The following is a 21,950-nucleotide window of genomic DNA, read 5'->3' on the forward strand; positions in this document are numbered from 1 at the left end:
AGAACTGCCATGTTGAACAAACTCATCGTTCTGGCCGCGTTGCTGCTGCCTGCCTGTTTCGCCAATGCCCATGAATACAAGGCCGGCGAGCTGGAAATCGCCCATCCGTGGTCGCAAGAGTTGCCACCCAACGCGCCCACCGTGGCGGCTTACTTCGTGATTCAAAACAACGGCAAAACCGCTGACCGACTGCTGAGTGTTGACTCGCCGATTTCAGAGATTGCCCAGTTGCATGAGCACGTCATGCAGAACGACTTGATGAAAATGCAGCAGGTACCCAGCGTCGAAATCCCGGCCGGTGGCAATGTCACGTTTGCGCCGATGGCTTACCACGTGATGCTGCTGAACCTGAAAGACCGCAGCCTGCTCCGCGACGGCAAGCGTTTCCCGCTGACGATGCATTTCGAGAAATCCGGTGATGTGACCGTCGAAGTCTCGGTGCAGAAGAAACCGCCGGAAGACATGCAGATGCACGCCCACGCCCAGTAATCGCCTGAGCCGCAAACACCATGCGCCCGCTTAGCGCCAGGTCATCCGCACACCGCCGTCAGTCCCTGAGCCTGACCCGCGGCAGCTGGATCAGCCTGTTCGCCATGTTGATGATCTTTATCGGCCCACTGATTTCTCAGTCGATGCCGATGGATCAACGCGCCTCGCCGCTCATGAACATGAGCATGAGCATGAGCATGTCGATGGACATGAGCATGGACGGGCATGGGGAACAGGCTAAAGAACACTGCCCACCGCAAGCCGAACACCACGCGCTATGGGAAAAATGCGGCTATTGCAGCCTGCTGTTCAACTGCCCGGCGCTGACCGGCGGGCAGTCGTTCAGCGCATTCGATACGCCTCACGCAACGACCTTCACCACTCCCGCCACCCGCCTGGGTCACGCCCGGCAATCGTTCTTCCCCGGCGCTAGAACCCGCGCCCCGCCTATCGCTTCGTAAACCCCCACACCGATCTCACACGGTTTAGAAGATAGCCATCGCAACCTGTGAGAGCGGGCTTTTGTGGCGAGGGGGCTTGCCCCCGTTGGGTCGCGTAGCGGCCCCAAAACCTGCAATTGCTGTGTATCAGGTACACCGCGCGCAATGGTTTTACGACTGCTTCGCAGCCGAACGGGGGCAAGCCCCCTCGCCACACAAGCCCGCTCCCACAGGGGATTGCGCACGCTGCCGGCCGTGTCGTTTACGACTGTTCGATGGAAATTGTCATGTCCAGGTTTTCTGCTGACACACGCTTTATCTACACCCACGCCACTGCCGTCCTTTGCGGCGTTTTACTGTCCCCGATGGTGCTGGCCGACGACCACGCCGGCCACACCGAAGAACTGAGCCCGACGGTGATCACCGCCATCGCGCCGAGTTCGCCGCTGACCGTCGTCACCAATCCCAAGGACCCACGCCAACCGGTGCCGGCCAGCGACGGTGGCGATTATTTGAAGACCATTCCCGGCTTCGCCCTGGTGCGCAATGGCGGCACCAACGGCGATCCGGTGCTGCGCGGCATGTTCGGTTCGCGCCTGAATATCCTCACCAACGGCAGCATGATGCTCGGCGCCTGCCCCGGCCGCATGGACGCGCCGACCTCGTACATATCCCCCGAAACCTACGACAAACTCACCGTAATCAAAGGCCCGCAAACCGTGCTCTGGGGACCGGGCGCCTCCGCTGGCACGATCCTGTTCGATCGTGAACCGGAACACTTCGGCGAACTCGGCACCCGCGTGAACGCCAGCGTGCTGGCCGGCTCCAACGGCCGCTTCGACAAAGTGGTGGATGCCGCTGCGGGCGGGCCGCTGGGCTATGTGCGGGTGATCGGCAACACCGCGCATTCGGACGACTACAAGGACGGCAACAACGACACCGTGGCGTCACGCTATGACAAATGGAACGGCGATGTCGCGCTCGGTTGGACCCCGGACGCCGACACCTTGCTGGAACTGACCGCCGGCAAGGGCGATGGCGAAGCGCGTTACGCCGGGCGCAGCATGGACGGTTCGCAGTTCAAGCGCGAAAGCCTGGGCCTGCGGTTCGAGAAGTCCAACATCGGCGATGTGCTGGATAAAGTCGAAGCCCAGGTCTACTACAACTACGCCGACCATGTGATGGACAACTACACCCTGCGCACGCCGTCCGGCACCGGGATGATGGCAGGGCCGATGGCGTCCAACGTCGATCGCCGGACCCTTGGTGCGCGGATCAAGGCGACCTGGCGCTGGGCCGATGTGCAATTGATCAGCGGCCTCGATGCGCAGACCAACGAACACCGCCAACGCAGCAGCATGGGCATCGACACCTATAAGGACCTGCCCTACACCAAGGACGCCGACTTCCATAATTACGGCGTGTTCAGCGAACTGACCTGGTACGCCGCCGACCGTGATCGCGTGATCACCGGTGCGCGCGTGGACCGCGCGAGCGCCAAGGATTTTCGGCAAACCATCGATGCCGGAATGATGAGCATGCCGAACCCGACCGCCGACAAGACCCGCGCCGATACCCTGCCCAGCGGCTTCGTCCGTTACGAGCATGACTTGGCCGACAGCCCGACCACGCTCTACGCCGGCCTCGGCCACGCCGAGCGCTTCCCGGATTACTGGGAGCTGTTTTCCCCCGACTCCGGCCCCGCCGGTTCGGTGAATGCCTTCGATTCGATCAAACCGGAAAAGACCACCCAGCTCGACTTCGGCCTGCAATACAAGACCGAAAACCTCGAAGCCTGGGCCTCGGGTTATGTCGGCCAGGTGCGCGATTACATCCTGTTCAACTACACGCCGGGAATGATGGGCGCGACTTCGCAAGCGCAGAACATCGACGCGCGAATCATGGGTGGCGAATTGGGTGCGGCCTACAAGCTGACCAGCAACTGGAAAGCCGACGCGACCCTGGCCTACGCCTGGGGCAAGAACAGCAGCGACGGCAAGGCACTGCCGCAGATGCCGCCGCTGGATGCGCGTTTCGGCCTGACCTACAGCGAAGACAACTGGAGCGCCGGGGCCTTGTGGCGCGTGGTCGCGGCGCAAAACCGCATCGACCGGAACAAGGGCAACGTGGTCGGCAAGGACTTCGACAAGAGCTCGGGTTTCGGCGTGTTCTCGCTGAACGGTGCGTACCGCATCAACAAGAACTGGAAGGTCAGCAGCGGCGTCGACAACTTGTTCGGCAAGGCTTACGCCGAGCATTTGAACCTGGCCGGCAATGCCGGTTTCGGCTACCCGGCCAATGACCCGCAAGCTATCAACGAACCGGGGCGAACGCTCTGGACCAAGGTGGATATGAGTTTCTAACAACATGCAAAACCTGTGGGAGCGAGCTTGCTCGCGATAACGTCAGGTCAGTCAACAGATATGTTGACTGAAAGGGCCTCATCGCGAGCAAGCTCGCTCCCACAGGGACTGCGGTGAAACAAAAAAAGAACCAAGCCAAGCGGAGCACACGTGATGAAACAGCCCAAACCCAACTTCTACAACCTGGCCTGGCGCTGGCATTTTTATGCCGGGTTATTCGTCGCGCCATTCATGGTGATGCTGGCCCTGACCGGTCTTATTTACCTGTTCAAACCACAACTCGATCCGTTGATGTACGGCAGCCTGATGAATGTTCCGGCCGGGCATCACGCGGTGTCCGCCGATGACCTGCTCAAGCGGGTGAAACAGGCGTATCCACAGGGCCAGATCAAACAGTATCTGCCGCCGATCAATGCTGAGCGCAGCGCACAGTTTGTCGTGATCAATGCCGGGCAGGAGCTCAACGTCTTCATCGACCCGTACCACGGCGACATCCTCGGCGAGCAAGACGCCAAGAAAAACCTGCAAGCCCTCGCCCGGGCGATTCATGGCGAGTTGATGATCGGCACCGTCGGTGATCGGCTGGTGGAATTGGCGGCAGGCTGGGGCGTGGTGCTGGTGGTGTCCGGGGTTTTCCTGTGGTGGCCGCGGGGTCAATTCGCCGGTGTGTTGTGGCCACGCTTTAACAGTCGCGGCCGCGTCCTGTGGCGTGATTTGCACGCGGTCACCGGGTTCTGGGGCGCCGCGTTTTTGCTGGTGATGCTGCTCAGCGGCATGACCTGGACCGGGTTCTGGGGCAAGCAATACGCCGAGGTCTGGAACACCTTCCCGGCGGTGATGTGGGACAACGTGCCGAAGTCCGACGTCGAGGCCCGCAGCCTCAACAGCGCCACGCGCCAGACCGTGCCTTGGGCGATGGAAAACACGCCAATGCCGATGTCCGGCGACCACGCCGAACACATGGCCCACGGTACCGCACCGGCCGGTCCCGCCGCGCCGACCATCAGCCTGCAAGACGTGCAGAACATCGCCGTGCAACGCAAGGTCGAGCCGGGTTACAGCATCACCCTGCCGACCACCGCCACCGGCGTGTTCACCATCGCGGTATTCGCCGATGACCCGCGCAACGACGCCACCCTGCACGTCGATCAATACACCGGCGACGTCCTTGCCGATGTGCGCTTCGAGCAATACGGCAGCGTCGCCCGCGCCACGGAAATCGGCGTGATGCTGCACGAAGGCAAGATGTTTGGTGCGTTCAATCAGATCGTTGTACTGCTGATCTGCCTGATGATTCTGCTCAGCGCGGTCAGTGGCGTGGTGATCTGGTGGAAGCGTCGTCCGGACGGCAAGTTCGGCGTGCCGCCGCTGCGCCATGACCTGCCGAAATGGAAAACCGGGGTGGCGATCATGCTGGCGCTGGCGGTGATCTTTCCGTTGGTGGGGGCTTCGCTGATTGTGGTGTGGGGGCTGGATAGGCTGATGTTGTCGCGGCAAGTCACCCGCAACGCTTCAGCCTGATTTACGCAAAGGAGGCGCAGCGCGGGATCAACTCTGATCGCCGCGCTTGCACATCATCAAACTAAGCTAACGACAAGTACCAACCGCTAATTCGCCCTGGCAATTGCTTAGTTTCGGAACATCCGTCAGGTTGACCGTACTGGTTACCGGGTAGGAGTTAGTAGCTGCGTGCGTGGAACACCATGCCTTGATCTGACACTGCCCATTCCCCAAATCCTTGATAGTCAGGTCGAAGCCGGTTCCGGATTTAGAGCCGCAACTCTGACTCGCGGAGCTCTGGTACCACGCATTCGTGCAGTCATCCGCAACAGCCATTTGCTGGATCCCTAGCAACAATGCCGACACGGCAAGTCCATTTACCAAAATAGAGCGCTTCATAGGTGAGTCCTCATAAGAAACAAACAGCTCCACACTACAAGCAGGCCTTCGCCAAGATAACTGTCATAAATGACAGTTATTTCGATTGCTTTGGACTCACAACCATGTTTCTCAGAACCACGAGTTCTATCAGCACGCAACCTGAATCCACCTCACCTTCATCATGAATCACGCGAGATGCGCGCATTAGAGGGATCTGTAGACTTCGCGCGCTTATCCCTCGGTCATTTTTAGTGTTACTGTATAACGCAAATGCACCGCCCCGCCCGCCACAGGAATGTCGCGGGTTTTCTTTGCAGAAGTGATTCACCGCCCCGATGAACAAGTACCTCTTGTCCAGCCTTTGCCTGCTTGCCCTGAACAACGCCCAGGCGCAACCGCTGACATTGCCCACCGGCACGATCACCGCCACCGCCGTTGACAATGACACCGTCAGCCTCAACACGCCGACCACCGCCGGTTCGCGCCTCAATCTCACGGCGATGGAAACCCCGGCCAGCGTCGAAAGCCTGACCGGCGAACAGATTCGCACGCGCGGTGATCGCAGCGTGCAGGACGCGGTATCGCGCAGCACCGGGATCAGCCGCACCGGCACGCCGGGGGATGGCGGCACGTCGTTGCAGGCGCGCGGTTTTACCGGACAGAGTTCGGTGATGCATCTGTTTGACGGCAATCGCTTGTACACCGGCATGGGTACCGCGACGTTCCCGGTGGACACCTGGTCGGTGGAGCGCGTCGATGTGCTGCGCGGCCCGGCCTCGGTGTTGTACGGCGAAGGCGCGACCGGCGCGGTGGTCAACGTGATCCCGAAAAAACCCTTCGAGGGCGAGATCGAAAACCACCTGCGCGTTGGCTACGGTTCCTACGACCGTCAGCAGCAAGCTTTCGACAGCGGTGGTTCGCTGACCGACACCCTGAGCTATCGCCTGAACCTCAATCGCCTGCGCAGCAATGGCTGGATCGATCGCGGCGATTCCGCCAGCGACTTCATCAGCGCCGCCGTGCGCTGGCAGGCGACCGACGATTTGTCGTTCACCCTCGCCCACGACTACGGCGATCAAAAGCCGATGAACGACTTCGGCACGCCGCTGATCAATGGCCGCTTCAAGGACAGCCTGCGGGACAAGAACTACAACGTCAGCAACGACAAGCAACACTACAACGATCAATGGACACGGCTGACCAGCGACTGGCAGATGTCCGACAGCGTCAGTTCCAGCAACGAGCTGTATTACCTCAAGGCCCAACGCCGCTGGCAGAACGCCGAGAATTACAACTTCAACCGCGACGCCCAGCAGCTCAGTCGCAGCGGTTACTTCGGCATCGGCCACACCCAGGAACAGGTCGGTGATCGCCAGACCTTCACCTTCAAACACACCCTGTTCGGCCTCGACAGCCAGACCGTCACCGGCGTCGATTACAACCGCATCCGCTTCCAGCTCGACAGCAACTCGCCGTTCAACGATGTGCTGCCGAACGGCCAACCGGTGGATCTGTATCACCCGCAACCGGGTCGCTTTGAAAGTGCCGATCCGTATCGCAGTCAGTTTCAATCCACGACGAAGCAGATGTCAGTCTTTGCTGAAAACCGCACGCAGCTGAGTGAGCGCTGGTCCGTGGTGACCGGTGTGCGCCGCGATTACGTGCATGTGGATCGCACCAACCTGATCGATGACAGCCAAAGCGACAAGACCCTGACCGGCAACAACTGGAAAGCCGGATTGGTATTCGCCCTGACCCCGGACACCTCGTTCTACGGCCAGTACGCCACTAGCACGGACGGCGTCGGCGGCTTGATTTCCCTGAGCCCGAGCCAGCAGCAATACGATCTAGCCACCGCCAAACAAACCGAGATCGGCGTGAAGCAACTGTTCTGGGATCAGCGTGGCGAGTTCACGTTGGCGGCGTACCACATCGTCAAAAAGAAACTGCTGACCGACGACCCGGGCAATCCGACGCTCAAGCAACAGGTCGGCCAGCAATCGTCCAACGGCCTGGAAGCGAGCCTTGATCTGCAACTGCCACACGCCTGGCAACTGCAAGCCAACGTCGCCATCGTCAAGGCCAAGTACGACGATTTCTCGGCGGTGGTGACTGGGGAAACCGTGTCGTACAACGGCAACCGCCCAACGGACGTACCGCGCCGCACGGCGAATCTGTGGCTGAGCAAAGCGATCAACGATGATCTGAAAGCCGGGGCTGGCGTGCGTTATGTCGATGCGCGTTTTGCGGACATGGCGAATCAGAATGAGTTGCCGAGCTACACCGTGGTTGATGCGACGTTGTCCTGGCAGGCGCTGCGTAATACGACGCTGGGGTTGCAGGTGAACAATCTGTTTGACCGGCAGTATGCGCAAAGCCAATACAATGAGGGCCAGCAGTGGATCCTCGGTGAGCCGCGGTCGTTCTTTGTCACGGCTGATTACACCTTTTGATTCAAAAGCCACCCCTCACCCCAGCCCTCTCCCCAAAGGGGAGAGGGGGAAAGGGAGCCGATCGGGGGCTTTTCAGAACCTGAGTTCGACTCGAACTTTCAGGTCGATGTAACTCGAAAGAACACCTCGGCCAGTCCCCTCGCCCCTCTGGGGAGAGGGTTAGGGAGAGGGGTCGATTCAACTGATACCCATAGCAATCACGATCACCACCCAACGGAACCTGCATGACCTCGCTGAACCTCACACACCTCGCCTGGACGCCCCTGGGCCACGGCCACTGCCATCACCAGTTCCAACTGCGTGACGCCTCCCTGCACGTGGCCGCCGGTGAGTTCGTCGGGTTGATCGGCCCCAATGGCAGCGGCAAGACCAGCCTGTTGCGTTGCGCCTATCGCTTCAGCAAACCGGAGGCCGGCGGGGTCCAACTTGGCCACCACAACGTCTGGAAGCAATCCTCACGCTGGTGCGCTCAACGCATCGCCGTCGTGCTGCAAGAATTCCCCGACGCCTTCGGTCTCACTGTCGAAGAAGTCGTCGCCATGGGCCGCACGCCGCACAAAGGTCTGTTCGACGGTGACACGCTTGAAGATCGCAATCTCGCCACTCAAGCCTTGGAATCCGTCGGCCTCAAAGGCTTCGAAGACCATGCCTTCGCCACCCTGTCCGGTGGTGAGAAGCAGCGAGTGATCCTCGCTCGCGCCTTGGCCCAGCAACCCCAATTGCTGATCCTCGACGAGCCGACCAACCACCTCGACCCACGCTATCAGCTCGAATTACTGCAACTGGTCAAACGCCTGAACATCGGCACCCTGGCGAGCATTCACGACCTCAATCTGGCCGCCGCTTTCTGCGACCGACTCTACGTGATCAACCACGGCCGCATCGTCACCAGCGGCACCCCCAAAGAGGTCCTGACCGCCCCGCTGCTGCTTGATGTATTCGGCGTCGAAGCGCTGATCGACGAACACCCCCTCCACGGCTACCCCCGAATCACCTGGATAACCCAACCATGACTGTGCGTTCCCTGCTGTGCGTCGCCCTGTTGCTGGGCAGTGCTCCGGCCTTCGCCGAAGCGACGAAATACCCGCTGACCGTCCAGAGCTGCAACCGCGACGTGACGTTCAAGCAAGCGCCGAAACACGCGGTCAGCCACGACATCAACATGACCCAGATGATGCTCGCCCTCGGCCTCAAGCCGAGCATGGTCGGCTACAGCGGCGTCAGTGGCTGGAAGTCGGTCACGCCCGAGATGCAGACCATCCTCGACGGTCTGCCCGAGCTGGCGGCCAAGTACCCGTCGGTGGAAACCCTGCTCAACGCCAACGTCGATTTCTTCTTCGCCGGTTGGGATTACGGCATGCGCGTCGGCGGGGACCTGACGCCGCAAACCCTGCAACCGCTGGGCATCAACGTCTACGAGTTGACCGAGTCCTGTGCCTTCGTGATGAAGCGCCCGGCGGCCAGTCTCGAAGACACCTACAACGACCTGCGCAACCTCGGCAAAATCTTCGACGTGCAGGACCGCGCCAACACCTTGATCGCCGAGATGCAGGCGCAAGTCGCTGCGGTGCGCAAGGATCTGCCGGCGGACAAACCTCGCGTGTTCCTCTACGACAGCGGCGAAGACCGGGCCATGACATCTGGCCGCCTCGGCATGCCGCAAGCGCTGATCGATGCCGCTGGCGGACACAATATTCTCGATGACGTCGAGGCCAGTTGGACTCGCGTGAACTGGGAAAACGTGGTCGAACGCAACCCGCAGGTGATCGTGATCGTCGACTACGGCGAAGTCACCGCCGAACAGAAAGAGCAATTCCTGCTCAATAACAAAGCCCTGCAATCGGTAGACGCAATCAAGAACCAGCGCTTTATCGTCATCCCTTACGTGCAAGCCACACCGGGGATCGACAACGTGCTGGCGGTGGAAACCCTGGCCAAAGGGTTCCACGGCGAATGATCGATCGTCGCTATGCCGTGTTGCTCACCGCCCTCGGCGCACTGTTGCTGGTGTCGTGCGTGGTGTCTCTGGGCTTTGGCCCGGCTCGAGTGCCGGTGGACGTGGTCTGGCGGATTTTGCTGCACAAAGTCTTCAGTGTCGGCGTGCCGGACTGGGCCGCCGGCCAGGAACATATCGTGTGGCTGATCCGTGTGCCGCGCATGTTGCTCGGGGCATTGGTCGGTGCCGGGCTGGCGCTGATCGGCGCGGTGTTGCAAGCGGTGACGCGTAATCCACTGGCCGATCCGCACCTGCTTGGCGTCACCTCCGGCGCCACGTTGGGCGCGGTGATCGTGGTGCTGCATGTCGGCGAAATTGTCGGCCTGCTGACCCTGCCGATTGCGGCGTTTATCGGCGCGTTGGCGAGCATGTTGATCGTGCTGATGATCGCCAATCGCAATGGGCGGCTGGACAGTGATCGGCTGCTGCTATGCGGCGTGGCGGTGTCGTTCGTGATGATGGCGATTGCCAATTTGCTGCTGTTCATGGGCGATCATCGCGCCAGTTCGGCGGTGATGTTCTGGATGCTTGGGGGGCTGGGATTGGCCCGTTGGGAATTGCTCTCTGTACCGGCGGCCAGCGTGTTGCTGGGTCTGGTGTTGTTGCTGGGAATGGCCCGTCCGTTGAATGCGTTGATGGCCGGTGAACAAACGGCGGTAACCCTCGGGCTCAATGCGCGCACCGTGCGGTTGCGAGTGTTTTTGATTGCGTCGCTGATGACCGGGGTGCTGGTGTCGATCAGTGGTTCCATCGGGTTTGTCGGGTTGATGGTGCCGCACATTGCCCGACGCCTGGTCGGGGCTGAACACCGGCGATTGCTGCCGGTGTGCGTGTTGCTCGGCAGTGTTTTCCTGGTCTGGGTGGATGTCGCCGCCCGCACCCTGATCGCCCCGGAAGACTTGCCCATCGGCGTCGCCACTGCGGCCATTGGCGGGTTGTTTTTCATTGGCCTGATGCGCCGGCGCTGAGCCTCTGCTGCCAGAGGCTCAGCGACCACATTACAGCTCGTCGTGTTTTGGCTCCTGCGGCACCACCGGGTAAGGCACCTGCGCCGGGCTGATCCGCCCCGGACGCTGCCAATACGCATCAATGTCCAAGACCTGCAGCCTGCTGATGTTGGTCAACAGCTTGAAGAAACGACTGACGCCCGCGCCCGGGTCTTCATCCAGCAACGTCGTTTCCTGTGCGGTGTAGTTGGGCGTGAACTTGAGCAAGGCACCGCCGCGACTGCTCAGGTAACAGCACGCTCCCGGCAGCGCATTCTTTTTCAACACGTCGACACTGAAGCGCAAATCGGCCAGTGCCAGGTTGTTCAATAACTGCCGTTCTGCCTCAGTGGTTTGATTGAGCACGCGGGTGATTTTGTAGAACTGATGCACCGCGCCCAGCCTGAAACCGTTGGGAAACTCCGGTATCGGCAAGGGCACTGCACCCGGCCCGCTGACCGGCGCAATCGGCCCGCCGGGCCCCGAATAAAACAGACGTGCCGCCGCACCGCTCTCGGGGCCATCCTCCAACGGTTCGATTGCCACACACACATCGACATTCGGTTGCACCAAGACACCGCCCAGGTATTGCTTGTCCGCAAACGGCCCGAGCCTGTTGCCGGCATCCCGCGCAGCATCATCGGCATGGGCGAACAGCGGCCCCAGCGCCAGCCGCTTGTCCCGTGGCCAGCGCACCAGTCCGATTCCGCTTTTCACGCCTTTGGCGTCCACGCGCAACGGCGACCAATAACGACTGCGCGCCAGCACCCGCAAGCCGCCGTGCTTGATCAGTTTGCGCACGTACTCGATCAGCGGTTCGGCCCCGGACTGGAGCTGTATGTCATACGCATGAGTTGCCGGAAAACTGGCCCATTCGGCGGCGAGGCGGTTGGCGCTGTAGTGCAATAACGCGCCGTCGGCACAGGACAGATAAAGTCCGTGATACGTGTCACCTTGGGCACTGGACACCCGCAGCGCATCCAGCGCCCGGGTCAACTCGCGCACCGAGACGAAGCTGCGGTGCAGGTCGCTCGGATCGGTCGCCGAAGGGGTCGGCGCCAGCAGATACAGCCCCTGCACCGCGAACCCCAACGGCAGCAAACCCTGTGGGAACACCCGCTCGACCATCAGCGCGCCGTCACTGGCCACCACGGGCAACGTGGCGACATAACACGCCTCAGTCAACGACTTGAGAAGGTAGCCGAACATCAATCGCTGACCGTTTTGCGCAAGGCGATGCACATGGCGGGCGGCGTCATCGAGTTGGCTGAACAGCGGACTCAACGCCGGTTCGGCCACCGCAAATCGCTGCAATGCCGACACGCCAAGATCGGGAACGCTCCACTGCATCACGCGCCTCGGACTGCCCCACACCGCACTGCCCTCGACGACCTGCAACTGGCCGGCCTTCGCCAACCGATCCACCAGATCACTGGGGTTCAGCGTGCCGTTGCGCATCTGCAACTCCAATGGGGTTTGCCGTTGCTGCAACACACTGGGCATAGCCAATGCCTGGGCCAGTTGTTGCGCTGCCGGACCGTCGCCGTGGCAGTAACGGATCAGGCTGCCATCCAGACCGATCAGGTATTCGTCACCGGGGGACAGGCGCGTGCCGCTGATCGGTGTCGAGACAATGGCCGCCAGAAAATCAGTGGAAAACAGATTCAGGTACAGCGCTCGCTGCTGACTGGACAAGGCGAAAATCGGCTCGACCCGGCGCCGTGAATGATAGCGAGCGACCACCGTACTGCCGGCCAGAAACAGGCCCTGGTCCGCCAGCTCATCCAGGCGAATCCAGTGGGGCGCAAAGTCTTCGACATCCACCGCCACCGGCAGGGTTACGACAAACCGGCCATCGCGACGGCGCAACACCAGGCCAGCGTAAACCCGCTCGCGGTCCTGCCCGATCCGCGTCATGGCATAACGCACCGCATCGTCCTGCCATAGAAATACCGGGCTGAGCTGACGTCGCTGAATCAAGGCAAACGGTTTCCATTGCGCTGACACCGCCCCGGGCTCGTCCCAACACTCGCTGGTGACCCGGACCTGCAACTCGCCACTCGCTGCGATCCGGCGCATGACCGACAAATAGGGCGCGGTGTCACGGCCCATCAGTGCCAGTAAATCCCCCACCCCGGTGCCGCCCTGCGCAAGGTCGAACAACGTCGAGGTGCTCGAATAGCGGTAGCGCAGCAAGGCACCGTCGAGGGTGGCGATGTACAGCGAAAGGTCTTGATGATGAGTCAGGCGTTGCGTGCCCTTGTCGTCGTAAAGTGCGGCGAACAGATCGGTCAGGGCCATGAAGTGCCGGGCAAACCAGCCATCGGCGGTCGACAGGCCTCGTGGTAGCCAACTGGCGGCGTAATAGACGCAGTGGGTGCGGAACTCGTCGATCAGTACCGGGGCGCCAAAGTCGCTCGACTGACTCAAGCGATTCAAGTCCTTGGCCGCCACGGTTTCGGTGGCCACGTACTCCTGCCGCGTCTTGTGCTTGAGGATAAACCCCAGCCCGCCGCTGGCCGCCCGATAATCGCCACGGGCCCGTTGGCGGGCGTCGAGCACGGCCAGTTCCGCCGTGGCGAACCTTGCCCCCAATCTCGGCGCCAGCGTCTGTTTCTGCGCACCGCCGCCCAACACCCGACCGCGTTCGCCCCACAGGTCACTGCCGACAATGACCTGCAGTTCGCCGCTGGCCGCCAGTTCCGTCATCAAGTCCGACACGGGCAGCGAATCCATCGCGAGGCGCTCGCTCAACCGCGCACGAGCGGTCAACGCGCGCTCGTCTTCGCGATAGGCCAGCAAGCTGTCGGCGGCCCCGGAGAGATAAGCGACGCTGACCGCGTTGCGGCTATCCAGCAACAAACGAATATCGTCAGGGGTGAACATCTGTGTTGATTCGTGAGCACTGCCAGGGCGGACATCGCCCTGCCAGCGCGAGGCGTACAGTCCGTGCAACGCGTAACCGGCCGCCAGCACCAGCGGCGCACCGGTGTTATCCCGAGGACACAACCGGTCCAGGGCAAATCGGGGGCCATAGGCCGGCACCGGCAAAGTCGCGACAAAGCCCTTGTCCGCCGATTGCAGGATCAGCCCGACATACGCCTGGTCACGCAGGCTGCCGATGGTCTGGTGGGCGAACCGCGCCGCGTCGTCGGCGGTAACGAACACCGGGCTCAAACGTTGTGCCCCGGCGTAGGGCTGCCACTCGGCGCCGACACGCCCGCCGACATCCCACAATGGGCTGCCGAGGATCACCGACAGCTCGCCATGGCTCGCCACTTGGCGCACATAGTCCGAGGGCTTGAGCGCGCCGCTGCTCAATTGCCGGTTGAAGGACGTGCTGTCCCTGAGCGGTTGTTCCGCCACCGTGAGCGCCGGTTCGTACTGCAACACCGCGCCATCGGGCGTCCAGGTGTACACCCGCAATTCGTCGCCGTACTGGCGCCGATGGCTGTTCTCATGGGCAAAACGCAGGCCGTCCGCCAGTTCGTCCGGGGCGAAGAATTGCTCGTACAGCCAAGGTTCCTGAAGGCTGCTGGCCGTGTCGGCGCGAGAGATGAAATACACGCCGTCCAGTTCGTAACCCGGCGGAGCGGCCAATTTGAGGTGGTTGATATCGTCAAAGTGCAGCACGCGCATCATGTCGATGGTCGGGCGGGTGGACGCTATTGGATACGTGGCGATCCGCTCGCGACTGCCGGCGGCACGCAGGACAAACCCCAGGTAGCGCTCGTTTGGCTCAAGGCGTTGCGCACTGCCGGCCGCAATGATCGCCCCGCTGGTGTGATTGGCGACCGGGGCAAAGAAGGTGGTTTCGTCCTTTATGCTGATAAAGCGCACGGGTTTGCCGAGGGTCCAGGTGTCCGGCACGGTGCCTGCCCGTGCGCCCCACACCGTATTGGCGATCAGCACACGCAAGGTGCCGATCCGCGCCAACTGCTGAATCAACCGTTCGATATCGCTGAAGGGCCCGGGGCGGGTGACACCGGGCGTGAAGAGCTGCCGTTCACGGCCCGGCGCTGTGGATTCGTACTTGATCAGTGAGCCGTCAGGCCCTGACAAGTAATGGCGCTCCCCATAGGGGCCCGGATCCTGGGCGAAACTCAACAGATGCCCGAAGAAGAAAAAGCCGAGGTACAGGGTGATCTGCTCTTCGGTCCAGTCCGGGTGCACCCGCCGGGTCTCGGCATGGTCGGCCGCGTGGGACACGAAATAGGCCACCCCCACATAACCCTCGGGCACCACGAAATGTCGGCTGGCCGGCGCCTTGGTCAACAGGTCATCGAAGTCGAAAAACAGTTTGTGCTTGCCGGGTACCGGAAACGTTGCCCGGTACTGACCGTCGCCGCTTTGCACAATCACCGCGCCACACGCGCGATCACGCGTTTGAGCGATTTGTCGATGCGCCCAATAGGCCGCGTCGTCCGCGCTGATGAAGGCCGGGCCCAGGGCCGGAAAACCCACGGCATCGGTGGGCAAGGAAGGAATTGATGTGCTGTCCATACGCAACTCGCCTGAAGAAGAGCCCGCATGATCAATATTCCCAAAGCCCCCCGTGCGGTACATATCTATCGCTGTCGCCCCAATCTGGCGCATCCGGGCGCACCAGCGCATCCTCGACGTGCCTTGCTGGTGCGCCGCCATCCCCGCGCAACCGCTCTAACACGACATTTCCTTGCCAAAACCCGACCGGGCACAGCCCTTGCTAAAGACCTGTCAGTAGTCCGCCTCTGCCAATCAAAAAAATACTAATGTTCATGGAGATCGCACAATGAAGCGTCGCAGCTTGATCAAGGCTTTCACACTCACGGCAAGCATTGCCGCGATGGGCATGACCTGGACGGTCCAGGCCGCCGAGACCATCAAGGTCGGCATCCTGCACTCCCTGTCCGGCACCATGGCGATCTCCGAAACGTCCCTCAAAGACATGGCGTTGATGACCATCGACGAGATCAACGCCAAGGGCGGTGTGAACGGCAAGATGCTCGAACCGGTGGTGGTCGACCCGGCGTCGAACTGGCCGCTGTTCGCCGAAAAGGGCCGTCAGTTGCTGACCCAGGACAAGGTGGCCGTGGTGTTCGGTTGCTGGACCTCCGTGTCGCGTAAATCGGTGTTGCCGGTGTTCGAAGAACTCAACGGCTTGCTGTTCTACCCGGTGCAATACGAAGGCGAAGAGATGTCGCCGAACGTGTTCTACACCGGCGCCGCGCCGAACCAACAGGCAATCCCGGCGGTGGAATACCTGATGAGCGAAGAAGGTGGCAGCGCCAAGCGCTACTTCCTGCTCGGCACCGACTACGTCTACCCGCGCACCACCAACAAAATCCTGCGTTCGTTCCTGCACTCCAAAGGCGTGGCGGACAAGGACATCGAAGAGGTCTATACCCCGTTCGGCCATGCCGATTACCAGACCATCGTGGCCAACATCAAAAAATTCTCCGCCGGTGGCAAAACGGCGGTCATTTCCACAGTCAACGGCGACTCGAACGTGCCGTTCTATAAAGAGCTGGCCAACCAGGGCTTGAAAGCCACCGACGTTCCGGTCGTGGCGTTCTCGGTGGGCGAAGAAGAACTGCGCGGCATCGACACCAAACCGCTGGTGGGCAACCTTGCGGCGTGGAACTACTTCGAGTCCGTCGAAAACCCGCAGAACAAGAAATTCGTTGCCGACTGGAAAGCCTACGCCAAGAAACACAACTTGCCGGGCGCCGACAAAGCGGTGACCAACGATCCGATGGAAGCCACCTACGTCGGCATCCATATGTGGGCGCAAGCGGCTGAGAAAGCCAAGTCCACCGACGTCGATAAAGTCCGCGAAGCCCTGGCCGGCCAGACCTTTGCCGCGCCGTCCGGCTATACCCTGACCATGGACAAGACCAACCACCACCTGCACAAACCGGTGATGATCGGCGAGATTCAAGCGGATGGGCAGTTCAACGTGGTGTGGCAGACCGAAGGCCCGATCCGCGCCGAGCCGTGGAGCCCGTTTATCGCGGGTAACGACAAGAAGCCGGATTATGCGGTGAAGAGCAACTAAGCCACCCCGCACAGCCTGATCGTTCCCACGCTCTGCGTGGGAATGCCTCAACGGACGCTCTGCGTCCGCCTTGGGGACGCGGAGCGTCCCGGGCTGCATTCCCACGCAGAGCGTGGGAACGATCAATACGCAAGGCCAATGACATGCCCACTGTCCTCTACCGCTTTATCCTCGCCCTCGCGCTGCTTTTGCCGATGGGCGCCCACGCCAGCGACGCCGAAGACTTCGTCGCCGCCAATCCGGTGCAGCAAGCAAAACTCCTGGAAACCTGGGCCGCGCAGCCCGATCCGGCCCGTGTCGAACTGATCAACGCCCTGCAACAAGGCGAACTGACCATCGACGGCCAACCCAAAACCCTGCGCCTGAATAACCGCCTGCGGGGTCTGATCGACACCGCCCTGGCCAGCCATCAATTGCTCGCCGCCGACGCCAAAATCCGTCTGGCCGCCGCGCAGCAATTGCAGAAAAGCGCCAAACCCGCGCAGCTGAAATTCCTCGACCTGCAACTGGCTGGCGAAAAAGATGAAAGCGTTCACGCCGCCCTGAGCCTGGCCCTGGCCAACCTGCAACTGGTGGATACCGACCCGACGGTGCGCCTTGCGGCTGTGCGTTTGCTCGGTGAAACCGGCGACCCGCTGGCCCGCACGCGCCTCGAAGGTTTGCTTGAACCCGGCATCGAAGCCGATGCCGGCGTGCGCACTGCCGCCGAAACCAGCCTCGCTCAAGTCAAACGCAAACTGTTGATCGGCGAATTGCTTGGCCAGGCGTTCAGCGGCATGTCCCTGGGGTCGATCCTGCTGCTCGCCGCCCTCGGCCTGGCGATCACGTTCGGCCTGCTCGGCGTGATCAACATGGCCCACGGCGAGATGCTGATGCTCGGCGCCTACTCGACTTACGTGGTGCAGTTGATGTTCCAGCGCTTCGCCCCGCAAGCCATCGAGTTTTACCCATTGATCGCGTTGCCGGTGGCGTTTTTCGTCACCGCCGGAATCGGCATGGCGCTGGAGCGCACGGTGATCCGCCACCTCTACGGCCGCCCGTTGGAAACGTTACTCGCCACTTGGGGCATCAGCCTGATGTTGATTCAGCTTGTTCGATTGTTGTTCGGCGCGCAGAACGTCGAAGTCGCCAACCCGGCGTGGCTCTCAGGTGGGATTCAGGTGTTGCCGAATCTCGTGTTGCCCTACAACCGCATCGTGATCATTGCCTTCGCCCTGTTTGTGGTTGTGTTGACCTGGCTGCTACTGAACAAGACGCGCCTCGGTCTGAACGTGCGCGCCGTTACCCAGAACCGCAACATGGCCGCCTGCTGCGGCGTGCCCACCGGGCGGGTGGACATGCTCGCCTTCGGCCTCGGCTCGGGCATTGCCGGCCTTGGTGGCGTGGCGTTGAGCCAGATCGGCAACGTCGGCCCGGACCTCGGCCAGAGCTACATCATCGACTCGTTTCTGGTGGTGGTGCTTGGCGGTGTCGGCCAGTTGGCCGGTAGCGTGCTCGCGGCGTTCGGCCTCGGTATTGCCAACAAAATTCTCGAACCGCAGATCGGTGCGGTGCTCGGCAAAATCCTGATCCTCGCGCTGATCATTCTGTTCATTCAGAAACGTCCGCAAGGCCTCTTCGCACTGAAAGGACGGGTGATCGACTGATGAACCAGCCCCTGCTCGTTACCGCTACACAAAAGGCCGGCCCCAAAGTCACGATCGCGGTTGGCGCGGTGATTCTTGTTCTGCTGTTGGCGTTGCCGTTGATGTCGCTTCTATCGCCTGTCAGCGTGTTCCACGTATCGGCCTATACGCTGACATTGGTGGGCAAGATTCTCTGTTACGCCATCGTTGCTTTGGCACTGGATCTGGTCTGGGGCTACGCCGGTCTGCTGTCCCTCGGTCACGGTCTGTTCTTCGCCCTCGGCGGTTATGCGATGGGCATGTACCTTATGCGCCAGGCCTCGGGGGATGCCTTGCCGGCATTCATGACCTTTCTGTCGTGGACTGAATTGCCGTGGTACTGGACCGGCACCAGCAGCTTTCTCTGGGCCATGTGCCTGGTGGTGTTGGCGCCGGGATTGTTGGCGTTGGTGTTCGGGTTCTTCGCCTTCCGTTCGCGGATCAAAGGCGTGTATTTCTCGATCATGACCCAAGCCCTGACCTTCGCCGGGATGCTGCTGTTTTTCCGCAACGAAACCGGGTTTGGCGGTAATAACGGCTTCACCAATTTCCGCAGCATTCTCGGATTTGGCATTACCGAACCGGGGACGCGCGCGGTGTTGTTTTTCGCCACGGTGGTGTTGCTGGTGGCGAGCCTGTTTATTGGCTGGCGTCTGGCCCAGAGCAAGTTTGGCCGGGTGTTGACCGCATTGCGCGATGCCGAAAATCGCCTGATGTTCTGCGGCTACGATCCGCGTGGTTTCAAGCTGTTCGTGTGGGTGTTGAGCGCGGTGTTGTGCGGTCTGGCCGGTGCGCTGTATGTGCCGCAGGTCGGGATCATCAACCCGAGTGAAATGTCGCCGACCAACTCCATCGAAGCGGCGGTCTGGGTGGCGTTGGGCGGTCGCGGCACGCTGATCGGGCCGTTGCTCGGCGCGGGTGTGGTCAACGGCATGAAGAGCTGGTTCACCGTGGCGTTCCCGGAATACTGGCTGTTCTTCCTCGGGGCCCTGTTCATCATCGTGACCTTGTATCTGCCCAAGGGCGTGATCGGTTTGCTGAAGAAAAGGGGCGAACAATGAGAATCACACCAACGGCGGAATTTATGCTCGAACCTGTGTTTTTTCCACCCGAACCGAACAAGGATTCAGGCACCAGCCGCGACGCCATCGGCCTCGGCCAACGGGTGACGCAAGGGCTGAACACCCGCCACGGCACGATCCTGACCCTGGAAGACATCAGCGTCAGCTTCGACGGCTTCAAGGCCCTGAACGCTCTGAACCTGTACATCGGCGTCGGCGAACTGCGCTGCATCATCGGCCCCAACGGCGCGGGTAAAACCACGTTGATGGACGTGATCACCGGCAAGACCCGCCCGAGTCACGGCAAGGCCTGGTTCGGTGAAACCCTGGATCTGACGCAGATGAGCGAAGTGCAAATCGCCCAGGCCGGCATCGGGCGCAAGTTCCAGAAACCGACGGTGTTCGAAGCCTTGAGCGTGTTCGAAAACCTGGAGCTGGCGCAGAAAACCGACAAATCGGTGTGGGCCAGCCTGCGGGCGCGTCTGACCGGCGAGCAAAAAGATCGCATCACCGAAGTCCTGGAAACCATCCGCCTGACCACCTCGGTCAATCGACCGGCGGGGTTGTTGTCCCACGGTCAGAAGCAGTTTCTGGAGATCGGCATGTTGCTGATGCAAGACCCGCAACTGCTGCTGCTCGATGAGCCGGTAGCGGGCATGACCGACGCCGAAACCGAATTCACCGCCGAACTGTTCAAGAGCCTGGCCGGCAAGCATTCGCTGATGGTGGTGGAACACGACATGGGGTTTGTGGGTTCGATTGCCGACCACGTCACCGTGTTGCACCAGGGCAGTGTGCTGGCGGAAGGGTCGCTGGAGCAGGTGCAGGAGAATGAGCGCGTGATCGAGGTTTATCTCGGTCGCTGAGATTTGATCGTTCCTACGCTCTGCGTGGGAATGCCGCCATGGACGCTCCGCGTCCACCGTTATGTGACGCGGAGCGTCACGGGATGCATTCCCACGCAGAGCGGGGGAACGATCACTGAGGGAGAATTCGAAATGCTGCAAGTCGACAAACTGCACCAGTACTACGGCGGTAGTCACATCCTGCGCGGCCTCTCGTTTGAGGTGAAGGTCGGCGAAGTCACGTGCCTGCTCGGGCGCAACGGCGTGGGCAAGACCACCCTGCTCAAATGCCTGATGGGCCTGTTGCCGTCCAAGGAAGGCGCGGTGAATTGGGAGGGCAAGCCGATTACCACGTTCAAGCCGCACCAGCGGGTGCACGCCGGGATCGCCTACGTGCCCCAGGGCCGGGAGATTTTCGGGCGGCTGACCGTGGAAGAAAATCTGCTGATGGGCCTTTCGCGCTTCCCCGGTAGCGAAGCCAAGGAAGTCCCGGCGTTTATCTACGAGTTGTTCCCGGTGCTGCTGCAAATGAAGCAACGCCGTGGCGGTGATTTGTCCGGTGGTCAGCAGCAACAATTGGCGATTGGCCGCGCGCTGGCCAGCCGTCCGCGCCTGCTGATCCTCGACGAACCCACCGAAGGCATTCAGCCGTCGGTGATCAAAGAAATCGGCGCGGTGATCAAGCAGCTCGCGGCCCGGGGCGACATGGCGATTTTGCTGGTGGAACAATTTTACGATTTCGCCGCCGAACTGGCCGATCAGTACCTGGTGATGTCCCGGGGCGAGATCGTGCAACAGGGTCGCGGTGAAAATATGGAAGCCGAAGGTGTGCGCGGACTGGTTACGATCTAGTCTGTAGCGTCCTAACGATAATTAGAAATCATGAATTTACCTGTCCCCACTGTCCTGTTTACCCCGAGCTGGCACGCTGAGCTGGAGCTGGGCTACGCCCGCTTCGGCGATACCACGCGCCCGGTCTTGCGCCGGCACCAAGGCCCGCTGCGGGTGCAAAAGCACTTGTACGCCGAAGGGCCCGAGGTCTGCCAGCACATCATCGTCCACCCACCGGGCGGGATTGCCGGGGGTGATCGGCTGGACATCGCCGCCAGCGTCGGCACCGATGCCTGGGCACAAATCACCAGCCCCGGCGCCGCCAAGTGGTATCGCGCCGCCGGCCCCGCTTATCAGCAGCTGGACTTGAATGTGGCGGCCGGTGCGACACTGGAATGGTTGCCCCAAGAGACGATCATCTTCAGCGCCGCCCAAGCCGAACTCAGCACCTCGATCAACCTTGAAGGCGATGCCCGGCTGTTCTACTGGGACGTGGTGGCGCTCGGTCGACCGGCCAGTGGCGAGCGTTTCGATGTCGGGCATTTCCAGGCCAGGCTGGATATCCGCCGCAACGGCCAGTTGCTCTGGCACGAACGTCAGCGCATTGTCGGGAACGATGGCTTGCTCGACTCGCCGATTGGGCTGGATGGGCAACCGGTGTTTGCGACGTTGCTGGTGACCGGGGAGATTGATAGCGATTTGCTGGAGCGTTGTCGCTCATTACCCAATGACGTACGCGGGGATTTGACCCAATTGCCGGGTTTGTTGGTGGCCCGGTGCCTGGCCAGTGAGGCGTTGTTGGCACGGGGTTGGCTTATTGATTTGTGGCGATTGCTGCGCCCGGCGTTACTCGGCCGAGAAGCAGTCCCCCCCAGAATATGGAGCACCTGAACACCGATCCTTG

General features: G+C 61.3%; 15 protein-coding genes. 14 read left to right on the top strand and 1 reads right to left on the bottom strand.

Features of this window, described 5'->3' with window-relative positions; genetic code table 11:
- Positions 1 to 9: 9 nt before the first annotated feature.
- From BK667_RS29585 to BK667_RS29630, 8 genes are all read left to right on the top strand, one after another.
- Positions 10 to 489, top strand: coding sequence for a copper chaperone PCu(A)C (locus tag BK667_RS29585; protein WP_123514044.1), 480 nt, complete (start codon positions 10 to 12; stop codon positions 487 to 489).
- A 20-nt stretch (positions 490 to 509) separates the two neighbouring features.
- Entirely contained in the window at positions 510 to 950 is a 441-nt protein-coding gene (locus BK667_RS29590; protein ID WP_123599700.1) for a DUF2946 domain-containing protein, read from the top strand.
- A gap of 266 nt (positions 951 to 1,216) precedes the next feature.
- Positions 1,217 to 3,292, top strand: coding sequence for a TonB-dependent copper receptor (locus BK667_RS29600; RefSeq protein ID WP_375539190.1), 2,076 nt, complete (start codon positions 1,217 to 1,219; stop codon positions 3,290 to 3,292).
- A gap of 153 nt (positions 3,293 to 3,445) precedes the next feature.
- Positions 3,446 to 4,813: a PepSY-associated TM helix domain-containing protein gene (locus BK667_RS29610; protein ID WP_123599701.1), complete on the top strand. Its 1,368-nt coding sequence runs from the start codon at positions 3,446 to 3,448 to the stop codon at positions 4,811 to 4,813.
- 695 nt (positions 4,814 to 5,508) lie between these two features.
- Positions 5,509 to 7,626: a TonB-dependent receptor gene (locus BK667_RS29615; protein ID WP_123599702.1), complete on the top strand. Its 2,118-nt coding sequence runs from the start codon at positions 5,509 to 5,511 to the stop codon at positions 7,624 to 7,626.
- Between the two features lie 224 nt (positions 7,627 to 7,850).
- Complete coding sequence (locus BK667_RS29620) at positions 7,851 to 8,639, top strand: ABC transporter ATP-binding protein (protein ID WP_123599703.1); 789 nt, start codon at positions 7,851 to 7,853, stop codon at positions 8,637 to 8,639.
- Positions 8,636 to 9,583, top strand: a complete 948-nt coding sequence (locus BK667_RS29625; RefSeq protein ID WP_123599704.1) for an ABC transporter substrate-binding protein — start codon at positions 8,636 to 8,638, stop codon at positions 9,581 to 9,583. The genes BK667_RS29620 and BK667_RS29625 overlap by 4 nt, the downstream gene beginning before the upstream one ends.
- A complete protein-coding gene (locus tag BK667_RS29630; RefSeq protein WP_123599705.1) occupies positions 9,580 to 10,590 on the top strand; it encodes a FecCD family ABC transporter permease in 1,011 nt (336 codons plus the stop codon). The genes BK667_RS29625 and BK667_RS29630 overlap by 4 nt, the downstream gene beginning before the upstream one ends.
- A gap of 30 nt (positions 10,591 to 10,620) precedes the next feature.
- On the opposite strand, the gene BK667_RS29635 is transcribed toward BK667_RS29630, so the two are convergent.
- Positions 10,621 to 15,111, bottom strand: coding sequence for a hypothetical protein (locus tag BK667_RS29635; protein ID WP_123599706.1), 4,491 nt, complete (start codon positions 15,109 to 15,111; stop codon positions 10,621 to 10,623).
- 268 nt (positions 15,112 to 15,379) lie between these two features.
- Here BK667_RS29635 and urtA point away from each other — a divergent pair, with 268 nt between their 5' ends.
- The 6 genes from urtA (at position 15,380) to BK667_RS29665 (ending at position 21,937) form a co-directional block, all read left to right on the top strand.
- On the top strand, positions 15,380 to 16,645 hold the full coding sequence (gene urtA / locus BK667_RS29640) for an urea ABC transporter substrate-binding protein (protein ID WP_123402373.1): 1,266 nt from the start codon (positions 15,380 to 15,382) through the stop codon (positions 16,643 to 16,645).
- Positions 16,646 to 16,788: 143 nt separating this feature from the next.
- Positions 16,789 to 18,291 carry an urea ABC transporter permease subunit UrtB gene (urtB, locus tag BK667_RS29645; RefSeq protein ID WP_123599707.1) on the top strand — a complete coding sequence of 501 codons (1,503 nt, stop codon included), beginning with the start codon at positions 16,789 to 16,791 and terminating at the stop codon, positions 18,289 to 18,291.
- Entirely contained in the window at positions 18,291 to 19,370 is a 1,080-nt protein-coding gene (gene urtC, locus BK667_RS29650) for an urea ABC transporter permease subunit UrtC (RefSeq protein WP_123599708.1), read from the top strand. The genes urtB and urtC overlap by 1 nt, the downstream gene beginning before the upstream one ends.
- On the top strand, positions 19,367 to 20,236 hold the full coding sequence (gene urtD / locus BK667_RS29655; RefSeq protein WP_123514016.1) for an urea ABC transporter ATP-binding protein UrtD: 870 nt from the start codon (positions 19,367 to 19,369) through the stop codon (positions 20,234 to 20,236). The genes urtC and urtD overlap by 4 nt, the downstream gene beginning before the upstream one ends.
- 132 nt (positions 20,237 to 20,368) lie before the next feature.
- Positions 20,369 to 21,067, top strand: coding sequence for an urea ABC transporter ATP-binding subunit UrtE (gene urtE / locus BK667_RS29660; RefSeq protein WP_123514014.1), 699 nt, complete (start codon positions 20,369 to 20,371; stop codon positions 21,065 to 21,067).
- A gap of 30 nt (positions 21,068 to 21,097) precedes the next feature.
- A complete protein-coding gene (locus BK667_RS29665) occupies positions 21,098 to 21,937 on the top strand; it encodes an urease accessory protein UreD (protein WP_123599709.1) in 840 nt (279 codons plus the stop codon).
- Positions 21,938 to 21,950 lie beyond the last annotated feature (13 nt).

It is taken from the genome of Pseudomonas frederiksbergensis (assembly GCF_003732705.1).
GTDB classification, from domain to species: Bacteria; Pseudomonadota; Gammaproteobacteria; order Pseudomonadales; family Pseudomonadaceae; genus Aquipseudomonas; species Aquipseudomonas frederiksbergensis_F.